The 21,591-nt window shown below is 63.0% G+C and carries 23 protein-coding genes; 9 read left to right on the plus strand and 14 right to left on the minus strand.

Going from position 1 to position 21,591, the window contains the following annotated elements:
* The first annotated feature begins 129 nt into the window (after positions 1–129).
* On the plus strand, positions 130–1,620 hold the full coding sequence (locus HB675_RS10325) for an aldehyde dehydrogenase family protein (RefSeq protein ID WP_213878201.1): 1,491 nt from the start codon (positions 130–132) through the stop codon (positions 1,618–1,620).
* Between the two features lie 79 nt (positions 1,621–1,699).
* Complete coding sequence (locus tag HB675_RS10330; protein WP_213878202.1) at positions 1,700–2,986, plus strand: FAD-binding oxidoreductase; 1,287 nt, start codon at positions 1,700–1,702, stop codon at positions 2,984–2,986.
* Here HB675_RS10330 and HB675_RS10335 read toward each other — a convergent pair whose 3' ends face one another.
* Positions 2,987–4,417, minus strand: coding sequence for a mechanosensitive ion channel domain-containing protein (locus tag HB675_RS10335; protein WP_213878203.1), 1,431 nt, complete (start codon positions 4,415–4,417; stop codon positions 2,987–2,989).
* A gap of 154 nt (positions 4,418–4,571) precedes the next feature.
* Here HB675_RS10335 and HB675_RS10340 point away from each other — a divergent pair, with 154 nt between their 5' ends.
* Positions 4,572–4,790, plus strand: coding sequence for a plasmid stabilization protein (locus tag HB675_RS10340; protein ID WP_213878204.1), 219 nt, complete (start codon positions 4,572–4,574; stop codon positions 4,788–4,790).
* Positions 4,791–4,911: 121 nt separating this feature from the next.
* Here HB675_RS10340 and HB675_RS10345 read toward each other — a convergent pair whose 3' ends face one another.
* From HB675_RS10345 to HB675_RS10355, 3 genes are all read right to left on the minus strand, one after another.
* Positions 4,912–6,405, minus strand: coding sequence for a YifB family Mg chelatase-like AAA ATPase (locus HB675_RS10345; RefSeq protein WP_213878205.1), 1,494 nt, complete (start codon positions 6,403–6,405; stop codon positions 4,912–4,914).
* 137 nt (positions 6,406–6,542) lie between these two features.
* A complete protein-coding gene (locus HB675_RS10350; RefSeq protein WP_213878206.1) occupies positions 6,543–7,466 on the minus strand; it encodes a LysR substrate-binding domain-containing protein in 924 nt (307 codons plus the stop codon).
* Between the two features lie 71 nt (positions 7,467–7,537).
* Positions 7,538–7,798 (minus strand): accessory factor UbiK family protein, encoded by a 261-nt coding sequence (locus HB675_RS10355; protein ID WP_213878207.1) that lies wholly within the window; start codon positions 7,796–7,798, stop codon positions 7,538–7,540.
* Positions 7,799–8,226: 428 nt separating this feature from the next.
* Here HB675_RS10355 and glnK point away from each other — a divergent pair, with 428 nt between their 5' ends.
* From glnK to sutA, 4 genes are all read left to right on the plus strand, one after another.
* Positions 8,227–8,565 (plus strand): P-II family nitrogen regulator, encoded by a 339-nt coding sequence (gene glnK / locus HB675_RS10360; RefSeq protein ID WP_002555808.1) that lies wholly within the window; start codon positions 8,227–8,229, stop codon positions 8,563–8,565.
* A gap of 40 nt (positions 8,566–8,605) precedes the next feature.
* Positions 8,606–9,973: an ammonium transporter gene (locus HB675_RS10365; RefSeq protein WP_213878208.1), complete on the plus strand. Its 1,368-nt coding sequence runs from the start codon at positions 8,606–8,608 to the stop codon at positions 9,971–9,973.
* A gap of 141 nt (positions 9,974–10,114) precedes the next feature.
* Positions 10,115–10,540, plus strand: a complete 426-nt coding sequence (locus HB675_RS10370; protein ID WP_213878209.1) for a secondary thiamine-phosphate synthase enzyme YjbQ — start codon at positions 10,115–10,117, stop codon at positions 10,538–10,540.
* Between the two features lie 99 nt (positions 10,541–10,639).
* Positions 10,640–10,966, plus strand: a complete 327-nt coding sequence (gene sutA, locus HB675_RS10375) for a transcriptional regulator SutA (RefSeq protein ID WP_213878210.1) — start codon at positions 10,640–10,642, stop codon at positions 10,964–10,966.
* 56 nt (positions 10,967–11,022) lie between these two features.
* Here the strand turns inward: sutA and HB675_RS10380 are convergent, their stop codons facing one another.
* From HB675_RS10380 to HB675_RS10405, 6 genes are read right to left on the minus strand one after another with little or no spacing between them, the layout of a single operon-like run.
* A complete protein-coding gene (locus tag HB675_RS10380) occupies positions 11,023–11,727 on the minus strand; it encodes an HAD family hydrolase (RefSeq protein WP_213878211.1) in 705 nt (234 codons plus the stop codon).
* On the minus strand, positions 11,727–12,623 hold the full coding sequence (gene xerC, locus HB675_RS10385; RefSeq protein WP_213878212.1) for a tyrosine recombinase XerC: 897 nt from the start codon (positions 12,621–12,623) through the stop codon (positions 11,727–11,729). Before xerC ends, HB675_RS10380 begins: the two co-directional genes overlap by 1 nt.
* 2 nt (positions 12,624–12,625) lie before the next feature.
* Positions 12,626–13,363 carry a DUF484 family protein gene (locus HB675_RS10390; protein WP_213878213.1) on the minus strand — a complete coding sequence of 246 codons (738 nt, stop codon included), beginning with the start codon at positions 13,361–13,363 and terminating at the stop codon, positions 12,626–12,628.
* A 13-nt stretch (positions 13,364–13,376) separates the two neighbouring features.
* Positions 13,377–14,207 carry a diaminopimelate epimerase gene (gene dapF / locus HB675_RS10395; protein WP_213878214.1) on the minus strand — a complete coding sequence of 277 codons (831 nt, stop codon included), beginning with the start codon at positions 14,205–14,207 and terminating at the stop codon, positions 13,377–13,379.
* Between the two features lie 4 nt (positions 14,208–14,211).
* A complete protein-coding gene (lysA, locus tag HB675_RS10400; protein ID WP_213878215.1) occupies positions 14,212–15,459 on the minus strand; it encodes a diaminopimelate decarboxylase in 1,248 nt (415 codons plus the stop codon).
* Positions 15,460–15,468: 9 nt separating this feature from the next.
* Positions 15,469–15,615: a lipoprotein gene (locus HB675_RS10405; RefSeq protein ID WP_213878216.1), complete on the minus strand. Its 147-nt coding sequence runs from the start codon at positions 15,613–15,615 to the stop codon at positions 15,469–15,471.
* A 202-nt stretch (positions 15,616–15,817) separates the two neighbouring features.
* On the opposite strand from HB675_RS10405, the gene cyaY reads away from it, so the two are divergent.
* The gene (gene cyaY, locus HB675_RS10410) at positions 15,818–16,150 is read left to right on the plus strand and encodes an iron donor protein CyaY (protein WP_213878217.1); all 333 of its coding nucleotides are present in this window, start codon (positions 15,818–15,820) and stop codon (positions 16,148–16,150) included.
* On the plus strand, positions 16,150–16,368 hold the full coding sequence (locus HB675_RS10415; protein ID WP_213878218.1) for a DUF1289 domain-containing protein: 219 nt from the start codon (positions 16,150–16,152) through the stop codon (positions 16,366–16,368). The genes cyaY and HB675_RS10415 overlap by 1 nt, the downstream gene beginning before the upstream one ends.
* A 23-nt stretch (positions 16,369–16,391) precedes the next feature.
* On the opposite strand, the gene HB675_RS10420 is transcribed toward HB675_RS10415, so the two are convergent.
* From HB675_RS10420 to argH, 4 genes are all read right to left on the minus strand, one after another.
* Complete coding sequence (locus HB675_RS10420; protein WP_213878219.1) at positions 16,392–19,244, minus strand: class I adenylate cyclase; 2,853 nt, start codon at positions 19,242–19,244, stop codon at positions 16,392–16,394.
* A 137-nt stretch (positions 19,245–19,381) separates the two neighbouring features.
* Positions 19,382–19,627 carry a TIGR02647 family protein gene (locus tag HB675_RS10425; protein ID WP_213878220.1) on the minus strand — a complete coding sequence of 82 codons (246 nt, stop codon included), beginning with the start codon at positions 19,625–19,627 and terminating at the stop codon, positions 19,382–19,384.
* A gap of 101 nt (positions 19,628–19,728) precedes the next feature.
* Positions 19,729–20,022, minus strand: a complete 294-nt coding sequence (locus tag HB675_RS10430; RefSeq protein WP_213878221.1) for a hypothetical protein — start codon at positions 20,020–20,022, stop codon at positions 19,729–19,731.
* A gap of 147 nt (positions 20,023–20,169) precedes the next feature.
* Positions 20,170–21,564: an argininosuccinate lyase gene (gene argH, locus HB675_RS10435; RefSeq protein ID WP_213878222.1), complete on the minus strand. Its 1,395-nt coding sequence runs from the start codon at positions 21,562–21,564 to the stop codon at positions 20,170–20,172.
* Positions 21,565–21,591 lie beyond the last annotated feature (27 nt).

Raw genomic sequence — 21,591 nt, forward strand, 5'->3', positions numbered from 1 at the left:
TGAAGATACAAAACATCATGCCTGACCGGAATGATGTGCGGAATTTTGCTCGTTTGCCGGGCGGTGCCCGTCGGATTAATACTGATCCCATCCCGAAATTCAATCACTCATCAGATGCAGGAGACGAAAATGGTCGATGGATTGCTGCAAAGCCTCGGTGTCCCGGCTAGCGCCTACACCCAAGGTACCCATCCCGTTCACACCCCCATCGATGGCAGCCAGATTGCCAAGGTAGCCCTGGAGAGCAAGGCTCAGGTCACCGCCAAGATCGATACCGCCGCCAAGGCCTTCCACAGCTGGCGCGATGTACCGGCCCCGCGTCGCGGCGAGCTGGTGCGCCTGTTCGGCGAAGTGCTGCGTGCGCACAAGGCGCAGCTAGGCGAACTGGTCTCGGTGGAAGCCGGCAAGATCACCCAGGAAGGCCTCGGCGAAGTGCAGGAAATGATCGACATCTGCGACTTCGCGGTGGGTCTTTCCCGTCAGCTGTACGGCTTGACCATCGCCTCCGAACGCCCGGGCCACCACATGCGCGAAACCTGGCAGCCCTTGGGCGTGGTCGGGGTGATCAGTGCCTTCAACTTCCCGGTGGCGGTCTGGTCATGGAACACCGCGCTGGCGCTGGTCTGTGGCAACGCGGTGGTATGGAAACCGTCGGAAAAGACCCCGCTCACGGCCTTGGCCTGCCAGGCCCTGTTCGAAAAAGCGCTGAAAGCCTTCGGCCAGGCGCCGGAGGGCCTATGCCAACTGGTGATCGGTGATCGTGAAGCCGGCGAGGCGCTGGTGGACGACAGCCGTGTGGCACTGGTCAGCGCCACCGGCAGCACCCGCATGGGCCGCGAAGTCGGCCCGCGTGTGGCCGCCCGTTTTGGCCGGACCATTCTCGAACTGGGGGGCAACAACGCCATGATCCTGGCCCCCAGCGCCGACCTGAACCTGGCCATCCGCGGCATTCTGTTCAGCGCCGTCGGCACCGCGGGTCAGCGCTGCACCACCCTGCGCCGGGTCATCGTCCACAGCTCGGTCAAGGAAGAAGTACTGACACGCCTCAAGACCGCCTACAGCAAGGTACGCATCGGCGACCCACGCAAGGACAACCTGGTCGGCCCGTTGATCGACAAGGCTTCCTTCGACGCCATGCAAGGCGCCCTGGCCAAGGCCCGTGACGAGGGCGGCAGCGTCTTTGGCGGCGAGCGCCAACTGCAGGATCAGTACCCCGACGCCTATTACGTGGCCCCGGCCATCGTCGAAATGCCCGGCCAGACAGAAGTCGTGCGCCACGAAACCTTCGCGCCGATCCTCTACGTGCTGAGCTACGACGAGTTCGAAGACGCGCTGCGCCTGAACAATGAAGTGCCACAGGGTCTGTCCTCGTGCATCTTCACCACCGACCTGCGCGAAGCCGAACGTTTCCAGAGTGCCTCGGGTAGCGACTGCGGCATCGCCAACGTCAACATCGGCACCAGCGGCGCGGAAATCGGCGGCGCGTTCGGTGGCGAGAAAGAAACCGGTGGCGGTCGCGAGTCGGGCTCCGATGCCTGGAAAGCCTACATGCGCCGCCAGACCAACACCGTCAACTACTCCCGTGAGTTGCCGTTGGCACAGGGCATCGTGTTCGACTGAACCCGTCCCCTGTGGGAGCGTGCGCAGCCCGCGATGGGTAGCGCACGCCGAGCAGTATCACCCCGATCGAGGATGTGCAATGGCCCAATTGCGTCAAGAGTGCCTGTGGGAACACCTGTCACCGCAGCCGGCCGAGGCCGGTGCCCTGGCCAGCGCGATCAAGGCCGATGTATGCGTCATCGGTGGCGGAATCACCGGGCTGTGCGCGGCGATTCATCTGCTGGAGCAGGGCAAGAGTGTGGTCTTGCTCGAAGCCCATCGCATCGGCCATGGCGGCTCCGGGCGCAACGTCGGCCTGGTGAATGCTGGCACCTGGATTCGTCCCGACGATGTCGAAGCCACCCTGGGCACGGCGGTGGGCAGCCGCCTGAACGCCGTGCTGGGCGGCGCTCCGGCTGAAGTCTTTGCCATGATCGAACGCCACGGCATTCACTGCCAGGCTCGCAACGACGGCACCTTGCACATGGCCCACAACGCTGCGGGCGGGGCCGACTTGCAGGCCCGGTTCGAGCAGTGGAAGCGCCGTGGCGCGGATGTCGAGTTGCTGCACGACGCGCGCTGTGAAGAGTATTGCGGCACCTCGCAGATTTCCTCGGCCTTGCTCGACCGGCGCGCCGGCACCCTTGATCCCATGGCCTATAGCTTGGGCCTGGCCGCCGCAGTCAAGCGCCTGGGTGGGCAGATCTTCCAGCACTCGGCGGTGCAGCGCCTGGAACGTTCGGGCGATGGCTGGCAGGTACACAGTGCCAACGGCGCGGTACAGGCCGAGAAGGTGGTTATTTCCACCGGTGCCTACACCGAAGGCGAATGGACCGATCTGCAGCGTCATTTTTTCCGCGGTTACTACCTGCAAGTGGCATCGGTGCCGTTACAGGGCGCGGCTGCGGACAGCGTACTGCCCCATGGCCAAGGTTCGTGGGACACGCGCACGGTGCTCAGCAGCATTCGCCGCGACGCGGATGGGCGGCTGTTGCTGGGCAGCATGGGCCGCTTTGACAACAAGCCGGACTGGTTCATCCGCAGCTGGGCCGACCGTATCCAGAGCCACTACTTCCCGCAGTTGGGCAAGGTGCAGTGGCAAATGCACTGGACCGGTTGCATCGATTTCACCCCGGATCACCTGATGCGTCTGTTCGAGCCCGCCCCCGGCCTGGTCTCTGTCGCCGGTTACAACGGCCGTGGCAATACCACCGGCACTGTGGTCGGGCGGGCACTGGCCGAGTACCTGATCAAGGACGACCCTGCTTGCCTGCCATTGCCGTTCTCGCCGATGAAAGCGGTGGCGGCGGCCGGCCTGCGCAGCGGCCTGTTCGAGACCGGCTTTGCCCTGTACCACGCCGGGCAGTGCCTGCGCGTCGTGCTCTGATCAGCGCTTGTGCAACCAGTGCAGGAATCCGGCTTTCTTCACGGCTGCCGGCTTCTGCATCAGCAAGGACTGGCTGGCGCGTTGGCGGTAATGCTGCAACTTGGTCAGCGCGACCTTGAGGTCATTGCGCTGGCTGAGGTAGGTGCGCAGCGTGTCCTTGTCGATCTGGAACATCAGGCAGCTCGACAGACTGCGAAACTCCGCCTCCGAGCGCCCCTCGGAGAGGATGCCTTCCTCGCCCATGATCTCGCCGGGACCCATGCGCCCGACCTCGAACATACTCTCGCCCTTGCGCACCGACACCGAAATTACCCCGGCGCTGATCACCAGCAGGAACGCCGAGGCGCCATCCAGCGGCAGGATCACCTGGTCCGGCGCGTACTCCACGGGGGTCATGTTCTGGGCCAGGTTGTCCTTGTCCTCCTCGCTCAGCGAACGGAAGATCCGCACCTCTTCCAGCAAGGTACGCTGGCGGGTCCACGGCCGGTTGGCGGCCTCGCTGGACCACACCACCCCCGACGATTCCAGATGGCGGTGGGCAAGGTCGAACAGCAGATTGCGCACCTCGGCTTTCTGGTCCATCGACAGGATGAACCCACTGGCCTCGTATTCGACGTATTCCAGGGTCGAGGTTTTCACGGCAATCCGCGGCTTGGGCGTGGCCAGCAAGGCTCGGGTGCCCTGCAGGGCCTTTTCCAGCGCATCGAGGACTCGCCGCGGACGCACGGATGAAGGCACCGCGATGGTGATCGAGACCCCATGCACGTTGTTCGGCCGACTGAAGTTGAGAACCTTGCCCTTGGCCGCCACCGAGTTGGGGATCACCGCCATGCTGCCCTGGGCGGTCATCAGGTGGGTTGCCCGCCAGTCGATGTCCACCACCTTGCCTTCGATGCCGTCGATGGAAATCCAGTCATCCAGCTGATACGGCTTGGTGGTGTTGAGGACGATTCCGGAAAACACATCGCTCAGGGTGCTTTGCAGCGCCAGGCCCACGATGATCGCCACCGCCCCCGAGGTCGCCAGCAAGCCTTTGACCGGCAGCTGCAATACGTAGGCGGCCGCCGCGACAATGGCGATCAGGAAGATCGCCGCGCCCATTACGTCCTGCAACAGCCGCCCGGTGTGGCCGGTGCGCGGCATCAACACGAAGCTGATGATCACCGACAGCGTACGCGAGGCGAACAGCCACCAGGCGATAGCAATCAGCGTGCCCATCAGGTTCAGGGTGGTGTCGTCCGGCCAGGGCGCGGGCTGCAGCGGGCTGATGCCGGCGTTGATGATCACCCAGCTGAACAGCACGAAGGCCAACACCCGCGCGCCGATGCGCAGCTTGACGCGGGTCGGCTCGAGCAGTTGCCAGCACATCAGGTCGGCCAGCATCAGCACGCCGCCGATGATCAACGGATGGTTCGAGATGAGCAGGAACATGGAGGGCCCTGAGGCGGCAAATATCAGGGAGGAGATTCTAGGGAAACCGCGGCGACGGCAAGTGCTCAATTGCGTGTCGACAGCAGGCGGGTGTCAGATGCCCGTCATTGCGTAAAATGAGCGCGTTGAAATCAATGATTGCACGGAGGTTCTGATGGCGAGTATCACTATTCGAAACCTTGATGACGCGTTGAAGGCCCGTCTAAGAGTCGAGGCAGCCAACAACAATTGCTCCATGGAAGAGCAAGCGAGAGTCATACTGCGTGCCGCGCTCAACGGCGTTGGCGCCCGTACGGGGCTAGGCACCTCTATCCGCGAGCGCTTTTCCCGCCATCATGTCGAGTTGGAATTGCCGCCACGTACTGAAAAATAGCTTTGCGGACGCCCAGATAGCCGCCATGTGTATCGCCCATCGCCTGCCGTTGGCCACGCGCAATATCAAAGATTTCGAACTGGATCTGGTGCTGATCAACCCGTGGGGAGCTGAGTAAGGCTCACGGGTTCGCCGGTCGATATTGCAATGCCTCCGCCAAGTGCCCTCGCCCAATGTGCTCGACCTGTTCCAGATCCGCGAGTGTCCTTGCGACTTTCAGTAACCGATGGGCGGCCCGCAGTGAAAGTGTCAGGCGCTCGCACGCGGTCTCCAGCCACTGCTCGTCCTCGCTCGACAGCTTGCAATGCCGGCGCAGCCCCGGCAGGTCAAGGAACGCGTTGGCGCAGCCGTGCCGTTGCTGTTGCAGTTCCCGGGCCGCGGCCACCCGTGCGGCGGCGGTCTGGGTGTCGTCGCCAATTTGCGCCACTGGGTTGAGGGCGGTGGTTTCGCGGGCGACAGTCAGGTGCAGGTCGATGCGGTCCAGCAGCGGCCCGGACAACTTGTTGCGGTAGCGCTGTACCTGTTCGGTACTGCATCGGCAGCGGCCGCTGGGTTCGCCCAGATAGCCGCAGGGGCAGGGATTCATGGCTGCCACCAACTGGAAGCGTGCGGGGAAGCGAATCTTGTCGCGAGCGCGGGCGATGACGATTTCGCCACTTTCCAGAGGCTCGCGCAGCACCTCCAGCACCTTGCGGTCGAATTCGGGCAGCTCGTCCAGAAAAAGCACCCCATGGTGGGCCAAGGTGATCTCGCCTGGTTGCGGCCGGCTTCCACCGCCCACCAGTGCCGCGCCTGAAGCCGAATGGTGAGGATGACGAAATGGCCGCTGCGGCCAGTTTTTCAATGGTATGAAACTGGCCACCGACTGAATGGCCGCCACCTCCAGTGCTTCGCTTTCGTTGAGCGGCGGCAGCAAGCCGGGCAGGCGGCTGGCCAGCAAGGTCTTGCCGGTGCCTGGCGGCCCACTGAACAACAGATTGTGCGCCCCGGCCGCCGCCACCAGCAGGGCGCGCTTGGCAGCCATCTGCCCCTGCACCTCGCTAAGGTCCGGGTAGGGTTTGCTCACCAGCAGCAAGCCATCCGCCTTGTACGGACTCATCGGCGTATGGGCGGTGAAGTGGGCGACCAACTCCAGCAAGTGATCCGCCGCAAACACTGTCAGCCCGAAAGCCAGTGACGCTTCCTCGGCATTCTCCCGTGGCACCACCAGCGCCCGCCCGGCCTCCCGTGCGGCCAGCGCGGCGGGCAGCACGCCCTGCACCGGCCGCACCGCCCCGGACAGCGCCAACTCCCCCAGGCATTCGACCTCCAGCAATGACGCCGCTGGAAGCTGACCACTGCCCGCCAGAATGCCCAAGGCGATGGCCAGATCGAAACGTCCGCCGTCCTTGGGCAGGTCAGCGGGGGCCAGGCTGAGGGTGATCCGCCGGGCCGGAAATTCCAACCCTGAATTGAGGATGGCGCTGCGCACGCGGTCCTTGCTTTCTTTTACCGACGCTTCCGGCAACCCGACCATGGTCAAGGCCGGCAAGCCATTGGCCAGATGCGCCTCCACCGTGACGGCCGGCGCACCGACGCCGACCTGGGCACGGCTGTGAACGATGGCGAGGGACATGGGCACTCCTTGGCAATAGGCATCGCTTCCTGCGACAGAGCCAAGGGTAGTGGAGGGGGGCGGATGTGCCGGAGGAGTGTGATTCGGGATGTGTACTTGCGATTGTTCATTCAAGAAGCGATCGGGTCATGGGGGCGTTACAACGAAACCGGCACCTGCCGATCCCCCATGAACGCCTCCAACCGCGACCGCAACCAGCGCTCAGCCGGGTCGGTGTCCATGATGCTCAGCCACACCATCGACAAATCCAGCGGCGGGGTATCGAACGGCAGCGGCTCGTCGAACAGCAATCCCGAAGCGGCCATGGCCGACGCCGCATAGTCCGGCAAGCCGGCCAGCATGTCGGTGCCGGCCAGCAGCGCCGGCAGCGAGCTGAACTGAGGCACCGAGAGCACGACCTGGCGTTTGCGGCCGATTTCCTGCAGCCACTCATCGGCGATGCCTGCGGTGTTGGCGGTGGGCGAGACCAGCACATGGGGCCGCGAACAGTATTCGTCGAGGGTCAGCGGGGTGTCGGACTTGTCGGCGCGCAGCACGCGGGCGTGCATGCGGCGCAGCAGTTTGCGTTTGGCGTTGGCGGGCAGGCCGCGGGTCTGACTGATGCCGACGGTGATTTCGCCGGAGGCGAGCAGGTCGGGGATGCGCCAGTAGTCCACGTGCTGCACCACGAACACCACGCTAGGGGCTTCCTGGCGCAGGGCACGGAGCAGGGGCGGCAGCAGGCCGAACTCGACGTCGTCGGACAGGCCGATGCGGAAGCTCATGGTGCTGCTGGCAGGGTCGAACTCGTGGGTCAGGCTGAGCGCCACGGACATGGCGTCGAGGGCCGGCGACAGGTGCTTGATCAGCTCTTCGGCCCGCGCGGTGGGTTCCATGCGGTGGCCGATGCGGATGAACAGCGGGTCGTTGAACATCGCGCGCAGGCGGTTGAGTGCGGAGCTGATGGTGGGTTGGCCGAGGAACAGCTTCTCGGCGGCGCGCGTGACGTTGCGCTCCTGCATCAGCGTTTCGAACACCACCATCAGGTTGATGTCAGCCTTGCGCAATTCGTTGCGATTCATGCCCGCCCAACCCTGTACCGGATTTAATACCGGCGAGTGTAGGGAGGGCTCTGTACTGCCGTCCAGCAGGATTATTCAGCAGTTGGCGCCAGGCGTGCTTCCAGCTCGGCCACTTTCGCTTCCAGGCTCTCCAGGCGCGCACGGGTGCGGGCAAGGACGATCATCTGGCTGTCGAATTCTTCGCGGCTGATCAGCTCCAGTTTGCTGAAGCCACTTTGCAGCAGTGCCTTGAACTGATTTTCGAATTCACTGCGCGACGGCGCGGTGTCCGCGTTGAACAAGCGCGAGGCTTGATCGCTGAGGGCGTCGAGAAAGGCTTTGGGCGCGAGCATGGGAAAAATTCCGGAAAAATGTTGCCTGGAGTGTATCACGCACTGTCTATAGTTCTGAGGTGACGCCGGGCGCACGGTTTTCGCGCATTCGGATGGACCGGGGCGCACCGATATAGTGCTCTGCTGTTTTGTACCGGCCGGCGCGATGGCGGCCTGACCCGGCAAAACCGCCTGAATGGGCGACTTTCGCTGACATGGCAAGCTTTCTGCTTAGTGCCAATTGACCCATGCACTGATGCAGTCGCCGAGACGATGCGGTCCTTGCGGCACGGTGCCCAGGCTTTGCGGGAAATGTTTCGTCAGGAGTAGTTTCTGGTGTCGGTCAGGGGATGCAAGACCGACGACGCGTTACAAAGCCAGAAGCTGCGCTTAGACTTGAGTCGGGTTTGTTTTCCTGGGGCAAGTCCACCAATTCGGGAGAGAGTTTCATGAAGCTAGTCACTGCCATCATCAAGCCGTTCAAACTGGACGACGTTCGCGAGTCGTTGTCGGAAATCGGCGTGCAGGGCATCACTGTAACCGAGGTGAAAGGCTTCGGTCGTCAGAAGGGCCACACCGAGCTGTACCGTGGCGCTGAATACGTAGTCGACTTCTTGCCCAAGGTGAAGATCGATGTCGCCATCGACGACAAGGATCTTGATCGGGTCATCGAGGCGATCACCAAGGCCGCCAACACCGGCAAGATCGGTGACGGCAAGATTTTCGTGGTCAATCTGGAACAGGCGATTCGCATCCGTACCGGCGAAACCGATACCGACGCAATCTAAAAAAAGCCGAACCAAACCCAACGCCCCAGGAGTAAACAATATGACTCTGCGTCAATTCGCAGGGCTAGGAGCCCTGTTGTCCCTCGTAATGCCTGGCCTCGCCATGGCGGACGATGCGGCGACCGCTGCAGCCCCCGCCGTAGCAGCCCCCGCTGCGCTCGTGCTCAACTCTGGCGACACCGCCTGGATGTTGACCTCGACTGCCTTGGTGCTGTTGATGACCATCCCTGGCCTGGCGCTGTTTTACGGCGGCATGGTGCGCTCCAAGAACATTCTGTCGGTGATGATGCAGTGCTTCGCCATCACCGGTCTGATCACCATCCTGTGGATGATCTATGGTTACAGTCTGGCGTTCGATACCACCGGTATGGAAGCCAACGTCGTCAACTACAACTCCTTCGCTGGCAGCATGGCCAAGGCATTCCTTGCGGGTATCACCCCGGCCAGCATCACCGGCCCGGCGGCACTGATTCCTGAAGCCGTATTCGTCACCTTCCAGATGACCTTTGCCATCATCACCCCGGCGCTGATCGTCGGTGCCTTCGCCGAGCGCATGAAGTTCTCCGCGATGCTGGTGTTCATGGGCATCTGGTTCACCCTGGTCTATGCGCCGATCGCGCACATGGTCTGGTCCGGTCCGGGCTCGCTGCTGGGCGACTGGGGCGTGCTGGACTTCGCAGGCGGCACCGTGGTTCACATCAACGCCGGTATCGCCGGTCTGGTGTGCTGCCTGGTGCTGGGCAAGCGCAAAGGCTACCCGACCACTCCGATGGCCCCGCACAATCTGGGCTACACCCTGGTCGGTGCGGCCATGCTGTGGGTCGGCTGGTTCGGCTTCAACGCCGGTTCCGCCACCGCAGCCAACGGCACTGCCGGCATGGCCATGCTCGTGACTCAGATCGCCACCGGTGCTGCGGCACTGGGCTGGATGTTTGCCGAGTGGCTGACCCACGGCAAGCCTAGCGCTCTGGGTATCGCTTCGGGTGTGGTTGCTGGTCTGGTTGCCATCACCCCAGCTGCCGGCACCGTAGGCCCGATGGGCGGCCTGGTGATCGGTCTGGCGGCCGGTGTGGTGTGCTTCTTCTGTGCCACCACCCTGAAACGCAAACTGGGCTACGACGACTCCCTGGACGCCTTCGGCGTGCACGGTATCGGCGGTATCCTTGGCGCCATCCTCACCGGTGCATTCGCTGCGCCTTCCCTGGGCGGCTTCGGCACCGTGACTGATATCGCCGCTCAGCTGTGGATTCAGTGCAAAGGCGTGGCTTTCACCATCGTCTACACCGCGGTGGTGACCTACGTCATTCTCAAGGTACTGGACATGGTCATGGGTCTGCGTGTGAACGAAGAAGAAGAGTCGGTCGGTCTCGACCTGGCGCAACACAACGAGCGTGGTTACAACCTGTAACTTGCGTTGCAAAAAAATGCCCGGTTCGCCGGGCATTTTTTCGTCTGCAGTTTGTCACTTGCTTCGGGCAACAATTCCAGCACAACGGCCCCTTTGTTTTTTTCCAGAGCGCGCTAGAATGCGCCCCCAACGGAGGACGGTATGTGGCAGCAGACACTGATTACCTTACGGGCCAGGCCCCGCGGGTTTCATCTTGTTACAGATGAACTGATCGCGGCGCTGCCACAGTTGCGTCAATGCCAGGCCGGTTTGCTGCACCTGTGGCTGCAGCACACCTCGGCGTCGTTGACCATCAACGAAAACGCCGACCCGGCCGTGCGCCGCGACTTCGAACGGTTCTTCAGCCGGCTGGTGCCCGAAGGAACGGCAGGTTTCGAGCACAACGACGAAGGTGACGATGACCTGCCGGCGCACTTCAAGGCCAGCCTGCTGGGCTGTCAGATCAGCCTGCCGGTCAGCCAAGGGCGCTTGGCGGTGGGGGTCTGGCAAGGGATCTATCTAGGTGAGCACCGCAACCACGGGGGTGCCCGCCGGGTTCTCGCCACGCTGCACGGCGAGGGCGCCTGACCAATGGTTGCCAGGGGATATGAATTTTTTCTGGCGGCCTTAGACAGAAGAAAAAGCTGGGCTATAAATAATCTGCTTGCGAAAGTCACGAGGTAGAACATGAGCGACGATGATCTGGAAAACGACGAACTCGAAGTAGGTGACGAGGACGATACCGAGGAGGGCCTTGAGGCCAGTGCCGAGGGTCCTGCCGAGGACGATGACGGCAGCGATGTGCCTGCCCCCACCGCCAAAGGCAAGGCCAAGGCTTCCGTCTCTGTGGACGAGCTGCCCAGTATCGAAGCCAAGAACAAAGAGCGCGATGCGCTCGCACGGGCGATGGAAGAATTTCTGTCGCGCGGTGGGAAGGTGCAGGAAGTCGAGCCAAATGTGGTGGCAGACCCACCCAAGAAGCCCGACAACAAGTACGGTAGCCGCCCTATCTGATTGACTGCCTTGCATGAAAAAGCCTGCCGTCGCTGCGGGCTTTTTCATGTCTGGGGTCAGGTGCGGGCCTGAAAGTTGCGCAACACTTCAGGCAACTCCGACAAACTCCCTATCTCCGCATCCGGCTGATGGCTGGCATCCCAGGCCTTGCCCTGCGGGTTGTACCAGATCGCCCTCAGGCCGGCCTGCTGGGCGCCTGCGATGTCATCTCCGGGATGGTCACCCACATGCACCGCCGCGCCGCCCAAGGCATTACCCAGGCGCAGGGCTTCGTGGAAGGGGCGCGGGTCGGGCTTGCCGATGCCCAGGTCTTCCGCGCACAAGGCAAAGGCGAAGAAGTCCATCAGGCCCAGGCGGCGCACGTCGGCGTTGCCATTGGTCACCACACCCAAGGTGTAATGCTGGCTCAAGGCTTCCAGGGTCGGCATGACCTCGGGAAACAATTCGACCTGATGGCGGGCTTCGAGAAAAACCTCGAAACTGTCGGCTGCCAGGGTTTCGGCCTCGGCCTGTGGATAACCTGCATCGTACAGCGCATGGAACAACACGCGTCGGCGCAATGCACTGATGCGGTGCTTGAGGCTGGGGTCGGCGTCCACCAGTCGCTGACGAATGGCGAACAACTGCTCCACAGGAAAGCCGCCCAGTTTCGGTGCGTGGCGTGCCAGCCATTCGCGCAGCACGGCTTCGGCGCTGACGATCACCGGCGCGGTATCCCACAATGTATCGTCAAGGTCGAAGGTAATCAGCTTGATGGTCATCAATCGTTGCCCTTGCTGCGTTTGGCCCGAGGGTGGGCGCTGTCGTAGACGCTGGCCAGGTGCTGGAAGTCCAGGTGAGTGTAGATCTGCGTGGTGGCGATGTCGGCATGGCCGAGCATTTCCTGGACGGCACGCAGGTCCTGGGACGACTCCAGCAGATGGCTGGCAAAAGAGTGCCGCAACATGTGCGGGTGCAGGTTCTGGCCCAGCTCCCGGGCGCCAGCGGCCTTGACCCGCAGTTGTATTGCCCTTGGCCCGAGGCGCCGGCCTTGCTGGCTGACGAACACCGCGTCGTCCGGCGGATTGCTCAAGGCGCGCAGGGGCAGCCAGGCGTTCAGGGCTTCCCGTGCCTTGCGCCCGACCGGCAGGACGCGGGTCTTGCTGCCCTTGCCGTGCACCTGCACCAGGCCGTCGCTCAGGTCCAGTTGTTCGAGGTCAAGCCCGGTCAATTCCGAAAGACGCAGGCCCGACGAGTAAAACAGTTCGAGAATGGCCTGGTCGCGCACGGCGAGAAATTCGTCTTCCACCGCGCCTTCAAGCAATTGCAGGGCGCGGTCGGTGTCCAGCGTCTTCGGCAGACGCCGTTCGCCCTTGGGTGGGCTCAGGCCATTGGCCGGGTCATGGCTGCACAGGCCTTCGCGATTGAGGTAGCGGTACAACCCGCGCACGGCCGACAGCAGCCGCGCCAGGCTGCTCGAAGACTGTCCTTGTTGATGCAGGCGCGCGATCAGGCGGCGCAGATGTTGGATATCCAGCGCCGACCAGCGGGCCAACTGCTCTTTTTGGCAGAATGCGAGGACCTTGCCCAAGTCCTGGCGATAGGCCTGCAAGGTGTGAGGCGAAACCTGACGCTCGTTGCGCAAGTACGCGCAATAAGCCTCCAGCTGGGCCTCCACCTTTAGCGTACCGAGCGCAGCGAGTGGGTAAAGCGTGGCAACACGCGGCTGAGGACCTCGGCGATGTGGCCAAGGAACAGCGTGCCCACCGTACTCTTGTAGTGCTGCGGGTCGCGGCTGGCGATGGCCAGCACACCGTGCAGGCCCTGGTGGTTCAGCGGGGTAAGGGCGGTGGAGCCGATCTGCCGGCGCTGTTCCTCGCCGAACAGGAAGTCCAGCTCGTGCTCGCGCAGGTTGCCACTGATGGCCTTGCCCTCATTGAGCAGGCCGCCAATGGCCTGATGCGCCTCGGCACTGCCGACCCAGCGCCCGACCGGAGTCGGGATCTCGCTGATCAGCACGACGCTGACGAAAGGCACCTGGAAGTCGTTACGCAGGCTGTCTTCGACGCCGATAATCAGCTCTTCCAGGCTGCCGGCATCCAACAGGGTGAGAATCAGGCGGCGAGTCTTGTCGAACAGGCGGTCGTTGTCACGGGCCACGTCCATCAGTTGCGACAGGCGATGGCGCAGCTCGATATTGCGCTCGCGCAGCAGCTTCATCTGCCGCTCCACCAGCGACACGGTGTCTCCGCGTTGGTGGGGCAGGCGCAGCCCCATGAGCAGCTCTTCGTGCTCGACGAAAAAGCCGGGATGGGCCTGGAGAAACCGGGCCACGGCCGCCGCCTCGAGCGCTGGCGGCACGTTATCCGAGGCCAGTGGGTCGGGCGTGGTCGCGTTGGCTTGAGGCGTATCGGTCATGACGTCAGCTCACTCATAGTCGTACCTGTCCTTCGTATACCCGGACGGCCGGGCCTGTCATCAGCACGGGCTGCCCCGGGCCACCCCATTCGATGCAAAGCCGGCCGCCGGGCAGGTCGATCGATACCGGCGAATCCATCCAGCCCTGGCTGATGGCCGCGACAGCGGCGGCGCAGGCCCCGGTCCCGCAGGCCTGGGTTTCCCCGGCGCCGCGTTCCCAGACCCGTAGCTGCGCGCGGCTGCGGTCGATCACCTGAAGGAAGCCGACATTGACCCGTAGAGGAAAGCGCGGGTGCTGTTCGATCTTCGGCCCAAGCTCATGCACCGGTGCGCTGTCGATGTCGTCGACCCGCAGCACCGCATGGGGGTTGCCCATGGACACGGCGGCGACCTCGACGCTCTGCGCCTCGACCTGCAGCGGATAGCTGAGGGCCTGGGCATCGGCCTGGAACGGGATGTCCGCCGGTACCAGGCGCGGCGCGCCCATGTTCACGCAGATCTGGCCGTCGTTGCGTACATCCAGTTCGATGATGCCGCTCCTGGTTTCGACCCGGATCAGCTTTTTCGCGGTCAGGCGCTTGTCCAGCACGAAGCGGGCAAAGCAGCGTGCGCCGTTGCCACATTGCTCCACTTCCGAACCGTCGGAGTTGAAGATGCGATAGCGAAAATCCACTTCCGGGTTGCTCGGCGCTTCCACCAGCAACAGCTGGTCAAAGCCTATGCCCGTGTTGCGGTTGCCCCATTGCTTGGCATGCTTGGGTTGAATGTGAGCGTGTTGACTGACCAGATCCAGCACCATGAAGTCATTGCCCAGCCCGTGCATCTTGGTAAAACGCAGCAGCATGGGGTTACTCCGGCAGCAGGCTTTCGCCGGCGAACAGCTCGGCCACCGTCTCGCGGCGACGTACTTCAAAGGCCTGGTCGCCATCGACCAGAATTTCCGCGCAACGGCCACGGGTGTTGTAGTTCGAGCTCATGACGAAACCGTAGGCGCCGGCCGAATGCACGGTCAGCAGATCGCCTTCCTGCAGTGCCAGCGAGCGGTCTTTGGCGAGGAAGTCGCCGGTTTCGCAGATCGGCCCGACCACGTCGTACGCACGCTGAGCGCCTTCGCGGGGCTGCACGGCCTTGACGTCCATCCAGGCCTGGTAGAGCGCCGGACGGATCAGGTCGTTCATCGCCGCGTCAACGATGGCAAAGTCCTTGTGTTCGGTGTGCTTGAGGTACTCGACACGGGTCAGCAGCACCCCGGCGTTGGCGACGATGAAGCGCCCCGGCTCGAACACCAGGCCCAACTCGCGGCCTTCAAGGCGCTGGCGCACGGCCTGGATATAGTCGGCTGCCGCCGGCGGCTGCTCGTCGCGATAACGCACGCCGAGGCCGCCACCCAGGTCCAGGTGACGCAGATGAATACCGCAGTCACCGAGGCGGTCGACCAGGCTCAGCAGGCGGTCGAGCGCATCGAGGAAGGGCGGCAGGCTGGTCAGCTGGGAACCGATGTGGCAATCGACGCCGATGATTTCCAGGTTCGGCAGCTGCGCGGCACGGATGTACACATCCTCGGCGGCGGCGATGTCGATCCCGAACTTGTTTTCTTTCAAACCGGTGGAAATGTAAGGGTGAGTGCCGGCGTCCACGTCCGGGTTGACCCGCAACGAGACCGGTGCGCGCACGCCCAGCTCGGCGGCCACGACCTGCAGACGCTCCAGCTCGTCGGTGGATTCGACGTTGAAGCAATGCACACCGACTTTCAGCGCGCGACGCATGTCTTCACGGGTCTTGCCCACGCCCGAAAACACCACGCGATCGGCCTTGCCCCCAGCGGCCAGCACCCGTTCCAGCTCACCGCCGGAAACGATATCGAAGCCCGCGCCCAGGCGCGCCAGCACGTTCAACACGCCGAGGTTGGAGTTGGCCTTGACCGCGAAGCAGACCAGGTGCGGCATGCCTTGCAAGGCATCGGCATAAGCCCGGTACTGCGCTTCGATGTGTGCGCGGGAGTAAACGTAGGTGGGGGTGCCGAAACGTTCGGCAACGGCAGTCAAAGCCACCCCTTCCGCGAAGAGTTGGCCGTCGCGGTAGTCAAAAGCGTCCATGGGGTGCCCTTACATGCTGTGTTTGTGCGAGATGCCCGACATACCGACGGGGTGCTGGCTGCCATCGGGCAGGACCAGTGGCCCTTTCTGGCCACAGGCCGAAAGCAGGCAGGCAACCGCGACGAGCGCAGCAAGGGAAGAGATCAGGCGCTGCATGGCGAAATCCTTGTAATAAGCATCAATTGCGGCCGAGTATACCGGCCACCCGCAGGCTTTGCCTATGTGGGGGCGGGTATCCCGACGGCGAGCGCGCCGGGCATTGGCGAGAACGGCTGGTGGTCGTTATCCTTTGCAATCGTGCTCGCGCCCTCGTATCTTCCCGCGCTGACACTGAACTGCCCACCCCGAGGATCCAGCAATGAGTTTGAGCGAAGCCCGTTTTCACGACCTCGTCGATGCGACCCAGCAGGCGCTGGAAGACATCTTTGACGAGAGTGGCCTTGACGTGGACCTGGAAAACTCTGCGGGTGTGCTGACCGTCAAGTTCGAGAACGGCAGCCAGCTGATCTTCAGCCGCCAGGAGCCCTTGCGTCAGCTGTGGCTGGCGGCCCGTTCCGGGGGCTTTCATTTCGACTATGACGAAGACAGCAACGCCTGGATGTGCGACACCAGCGACGAACTGCTCAGCGAAATGCTCACCCGCGTCACCCAGGAACAGGCGGGTGTCGAGCTGGACTTCGAAGAGATTTGATGATGTCCGCCCCGCGCCCGCCCAAGCCGTTGTATTCCAATATCAGCCCGGCGGTGGAATCACCGTGCGTGAGCCTTTGCCGGCTGGATGAAGAGCGCGTGTGCCTGGGCTGCTTCCGGCATGTGGAAGACATTCGCGAGTGGCGCTCGGCGGATGATCAGCGCCGACGCGAAATTCGCGCCCAGGCGGAGTTGCGCAAGGCAGCGCGGCAGGCTTGAGGTCCGCGTAACGGCCATCCGCCTCACATCTCATCCATCGCCCGGTTCAACGACCGCTCCAACTCCGTCTTGTAACGCAGATGCAGGTTGGTCGAGCCTACCGTCTTGCCCAGCAACCCATTCAGATCGACATCGGTGATGTAGCACGGATAGCGCTCGTCCCCGCTGCGCTGGCCAAGAATCTCGCGCGCTACCCGGGCGAACAGCTGATCACCGTACTCCAGCTGGGAAAATTCCTGTTCGTTACAGTAGAGCGTGACCTGTACCTGGCCGGCTGCGGCGCCTTTGCCAATGATCGCCTGCACATCGTAAAAGCCTTTGCTCAGCGGTATCAGCGGCGCGGCGCGAGGTTCCAGGCGGCCAGTGCGCGACGCGACCTGAGCTTCGATGCGATAGAACAACACCTCATGAATGGCCGTGTGCCGAGGATCATCGCTCTCCACGGTAGCCTGACGACGCATCAGCGTCGCTTCGAAAAACCGTTGCAGGTGGATCAACAGGTTGTTTTCGTCGTGCAGGTGGGCGCGGTTGTGCCACAGGGCATTGTGCTCGTCGATCACGTAGACCTCGGCCACCGCGCCCCGCATGCGGTAGAACACCTGGATGCACTCGGGCTGGGCCTGAGGCAGGATCAACGACAGGTCACTTTCTTCCAGCGCCCTTGGGTCCAGGTAGAGCGGGCTGTAGCGGGGCAGTTCGCGGCCCAGGTATTCCAGCAGCTCGGTGACCGAAGCCAGCGCCGTGTGGGTGACGTTGCCCGGCACCAGATTGAGCACGTGGTACTGCTTCTCCACTTGAAACAGATAGCGATAGTTCAGCCGGGTGCGTAACAGCTTCTGGGCGGTCGCCAGCAGTCGTTCTACCCGCTGGGCAATGGCCGGCGCGCGGTTGTGGCAGAAGCAGCGCACCCGTACCACGGTGGGCGCCAGGTTTTCAGGCAGGGCATTGAGGTAGTCGCGCAGGCATTCGAGCAAGGCGTGGGGGCCGTCGTGGCGGCGGGTTTGCAGCTCGTTCCAGCTGTTGAGCACGACCTGGTCCAGGGTCAGCACCAGGTTTTCCCGGGCGCCGGCATAGCTCAGCGAGTCAGTACGCTCGGTGGTCATGAGGATGTTCAGGTCGCGGTGATGCTTGAGCGGGTCGACGCCGATATTCACCAACAGCAGCACCTGCATGGGTACGGCCGGGCGCAGCAGCTGCTCGTCCGGGACGCTGCTCAAGGGCAGCGGGACACTCTGTTGCAGGCTGCCGATCAGGTTGAACAGCTCGAATTCGGTCAAGTCGCTGGTGCCCGGCTGCAGGGCGATGCGCGTGGTGCTGTCGATAATGCCGTTGCGGTGACTCCAGGCGAGCAGTTCCAACAGGCTGCGGCAGCGCTTGAAGGGCGCAAAATGCTCCCATTCGAAGGTCCCGAGGTTGCCGTTATACAGGCTCCAATGGGTCTGGCCGGGTTCGCGTTTGTTGGGTGCCTGCACCAGCGTCAGGGTGTCTTCCGACAGGTCGGGAGCAATGCCGGGGTTGATCACCTCGACCTTGTTGGCTTTGCGCTCGAAGGCGGCATACAGCCGCCGCCCCAGCACATTGAAGTCGCGCTTGTTGATCACGCTGGCGCCCTGCTGATTGCGCGCGAACTGGGTCAGGAAGCGGTAGCTATAATTGAGCTCACGCACCAGCATGCTGCGCTCGGCTACCACCTGGCGGACTTTCCATTGGCTACGGCTGTCCAGCGACTCCAACTGGCGCTCGTCCCAACCCCAGTCCTCGGCCAGCCGCGTGACCAGCTCGCGCTGCCAACTGTGCACGCGCTGACGGGGCTGTCCGGTCAGGCGCTTGTTGATCTTCAGGTAGAAACTGCGTCGCACCAGTTCCAGGCGCTCGGGCTCGTTGCGGGCCAGCAGGTATTCTTCAATGCGACGGTAGACCACCATGTAGGGGTCCAGCTCATCCAGATCCAGGCGGTTGGCGAAAACCTGCTGCTTGAAGCGCAGGCTCAGGCACTGCACGTTCGGGTGCTCGCTGGCGTAGACCTCGGTCAGCAGCAGTTTGAGAACGGATTTGTACGGCGACTCCAGGCCCTTGTACAGCTGCCACAGGCCAGCGCCGACGAATTCGCCGGCAGGAATGTGCGCCATGTGGCCGAGGTCGAGCATTTCGTCTTCGCGGATGAAGCGCTTGGAAATCAGCGTGTGCACGTACTGGGGATAGCGCGCCTCGTCGTACACCGGCACCAGCCACCATAGTGGCGTGCGCCCGGCGACCCAGATGGCTGTGCGGTAGAACTCGTCCAGCAGCAGGTAGTGCTGGGTGGAACCGCAGTTTTCGGTGCTCAGCTCGTCGTCGCGCTCACCTTTGGCGAAGCTCTGGGTGTCGATCAGAAAGTAGTGCACCTCGGCGCCTTGCGTTTCCGCCCAGGCTTCCAGCAGGCTGCATTTCTTGCGCAGCTCATCGAGGGCGAGGTCGCCCAAGTCGGGGTCATGGCAGACCCAGACGTCCAGGTCGCTGTGTTCGTCCTGGGCCAAGGTACCGAGGCTGCCCATCAGGAACAGGCCCTGGATCGGCCGCGGGGCACTGGCGGGGCGAGCACGGTAGGAGAAGGATCGGGTCAGGCGTTGCAGCTCGGCCAGTTCCTCCGCCTCCGGTTCGTAGCGGGAAATACCGGCGGGCGTGGCACCCGAGACATAGCCGGGCAGCAGGGGATGGTTGACGTGGAACAGCAAGGGCATCAGCTTGAGCACCAATTGCTGGCGCGTCGACAGGCCTTCCACAGCCCGAGCCATGCGCCCGTCGTTGAGTTTCATGAAACGCGCACGCAGCTTGGCCAGGACCTCTCGGTCGACCCCTTCATCCAGGTTTGGACGGATTTCGTGTTCGCGCGTCATCGAAGATTCAAGGCGACAGAGCTCGCAGACAGTCAAGAAATACAGTTGTGAACTGTTATCGGCGGCTCTGGCGAAAATCTGAAGGGCGCTATGCAGCTTTTGTCAGCCTGCGACCAGGCTGACAAAAGCGCAGGGGGTCACGCCGCTTCGGCGATGTTGAGAATGGTGAGCAGCGACTGCGCGTGTTCGGCGGCGTCCAGGCCCAGGCTGGTCAGGTAACCGCCATCGGGTTGGGTAGTCAGTTCTTTGTCATAAAGGCGTTGCGCGGCTGAAATCGCCTGGGGCGCGGCGGTGTGGTGGATTTTCAGCCCTTCGCGGGTATTGCTCAGGTTGAACAGTGCAAGAATTTCCAGTTCGGCAACCAACTCGGGGGTATACGACATAGGGACTCCGGACTTTTCTTGGAATAGGGCCTGCGCAGCGCGGGCGAGCAACGCCGCTGCAGGACTTTTCCCAGTGTAGTCAGGGTCTGGCATTTGTGCCGTTATTCGTCGTCGCTGCTCAACAGTTGCTCGGGCAGGGTCGGCAGGGCCCGCAGCGCGGTTTCGTACCAGACCGAGTCGAAGGGGCGGTCGGCTTCGAGCATGGCGTCGATTTCCACTGCCAGGACCTGGGCCATGACGTCGAGAATATCGTCGCGCTCCCAACCGATCAGCGTCAGCTTGTTGAACGTGGCCTTGGTGGCGGGTGGGGTTTCGCTGTCGATCTGGTTCTGGATGGCTTCGATCAGCGTGTTGTCGACGAAATGCTGATCTTCTTCTGTGTTGATGTCGGTCATGGTGAAGCTCCGGGGAAATGGGGGCTCTTGCCTGTGGGAGCGGCCCTTGGGCGCGATGCAGACGGCGCCGTCTATCGGGCCTGCGCGGCGATGGTATCGCGGGCAAGCCCTGCTCCCACACAAGCAGCGTATGTCAAGCCGTCGGTGTCAGCGGCTGGCCAACAACGCCTGGCCACGGGCCACGGCCGCGCGCACTTGCGCCGGCGCGGTGCCGCCGATGTGATTACGGGCGTTGACCGAGCCTTCCAGAGTCAATACGGCGAACACGTCTTGCTCGATCTGGTCGCTGAACTGACGCAGCTCTTCCAGGCTCATTTCCGCCAGGTCCTTGCCGCTCTCCACGCCGTACCTCACCGCATGCCCGACAATTTCGTGGCAATCGCGAAACGGCAGGCCGCGGCGCACCAGGTAGTCGGCGAGGTCCGTAGCCGTGGAGAAACCGCGCAGGGCGGCCTCGCGCATGACGGCATGGCGCGGCTTGATGGCCGGGATCATGTCGGCGAAGGCTCGCAGCGAGTCGCGCAGAGTGTCGGCCGCGTCGAACAGCGGTTCCTTGTCTTCCTGATTGTCCTTGTTGTAGGCCAATGGCTGGCCTTTCATCAGGGTCAGCAGGCCCATGAGCGCACCGAATACACGGCCGCTCTTGCCGCGGACCAGCTCGGGCACGTCGGGGTTTTTCTTTTGCGGCATGATCGAGCTGCCGGTGCAAAAGCGGTCAGGCAGGTCGATGAACTGGAATTGGGCACTGGTCCACAGCACCAGCTCTTCGGAGAAGCGCGACAAGTGCATCATCGCCAGGCTTGCCGCGGCGCAGAATTCGATGGCGAAGTCGCGGTCCGAGACGCCGTCCAGCGAGTTGCCGGCCACGGCTTCGAAGCCCAGCAGCTGGCAGGTCAGCTCACGGTCGATCGGGTAGGTGGTGCCGGCCAGCGCGGCGCTGCCCAGGGGCATGCGGTTGGTGCGCTTGCGGCAGTCCACCAGGCGCTCGTAGTCGCGGCTGAGCATCTCGAACCAGGCCAGCAAGTGGTGGCCGAAAGTGACCGGCTGCGCGGTCTGCAGGTGGGTGAAGCCGGGCATGATGGTCTCGGCCTCACGCTCGGCCTGTTCCAGCAGACCCTGCTGCAGGCGGGTGATCTCACCCAGAATCAGGTCGATTTCATCACGCAGCCACAGGCGGATATCGGTGGCGACCTGATCATTTCGGCTGCGGCCGGTGTGAAGTTTTTTGCCGGTGATGCCGATACGGTCTGTAAGACGCGCTTCGATGTTCATGTGCACGTCTTCCAGGTCCACGCGCCATTCGAAGTGACCCGCTTCGATTTCGCCCTGAAGGGTGTTCAGGCCGGTCACGATGGTGTCGCGCTCGGCATCCGTGAGCACGCCGACCTTGGCAAGCATGGTGGCGTGAGCGATGGAGCCCATGATGTCGTGGCGATAAAGACGCTGGTCAAAGTTGACGGAGGCGGTGAAGCGGGCGACAAAGGCGTCGACGGGTTCACTGAAGCGGCCGCCCCAGGACTGATTGGTCTTGTCAGTGCTCATGAATGTGCTCGTGGAAGGCGTGTACGG

The organism is Pseudomonas sp. dw_358, from assembly GCF_018449655.1.
Taxonomy (GTDB): Bacteria; Pseudomonadota; Gammaproteobacteria; order Pseudomonadales; family Pseudomonadaceae; genus Aquipseudomonas.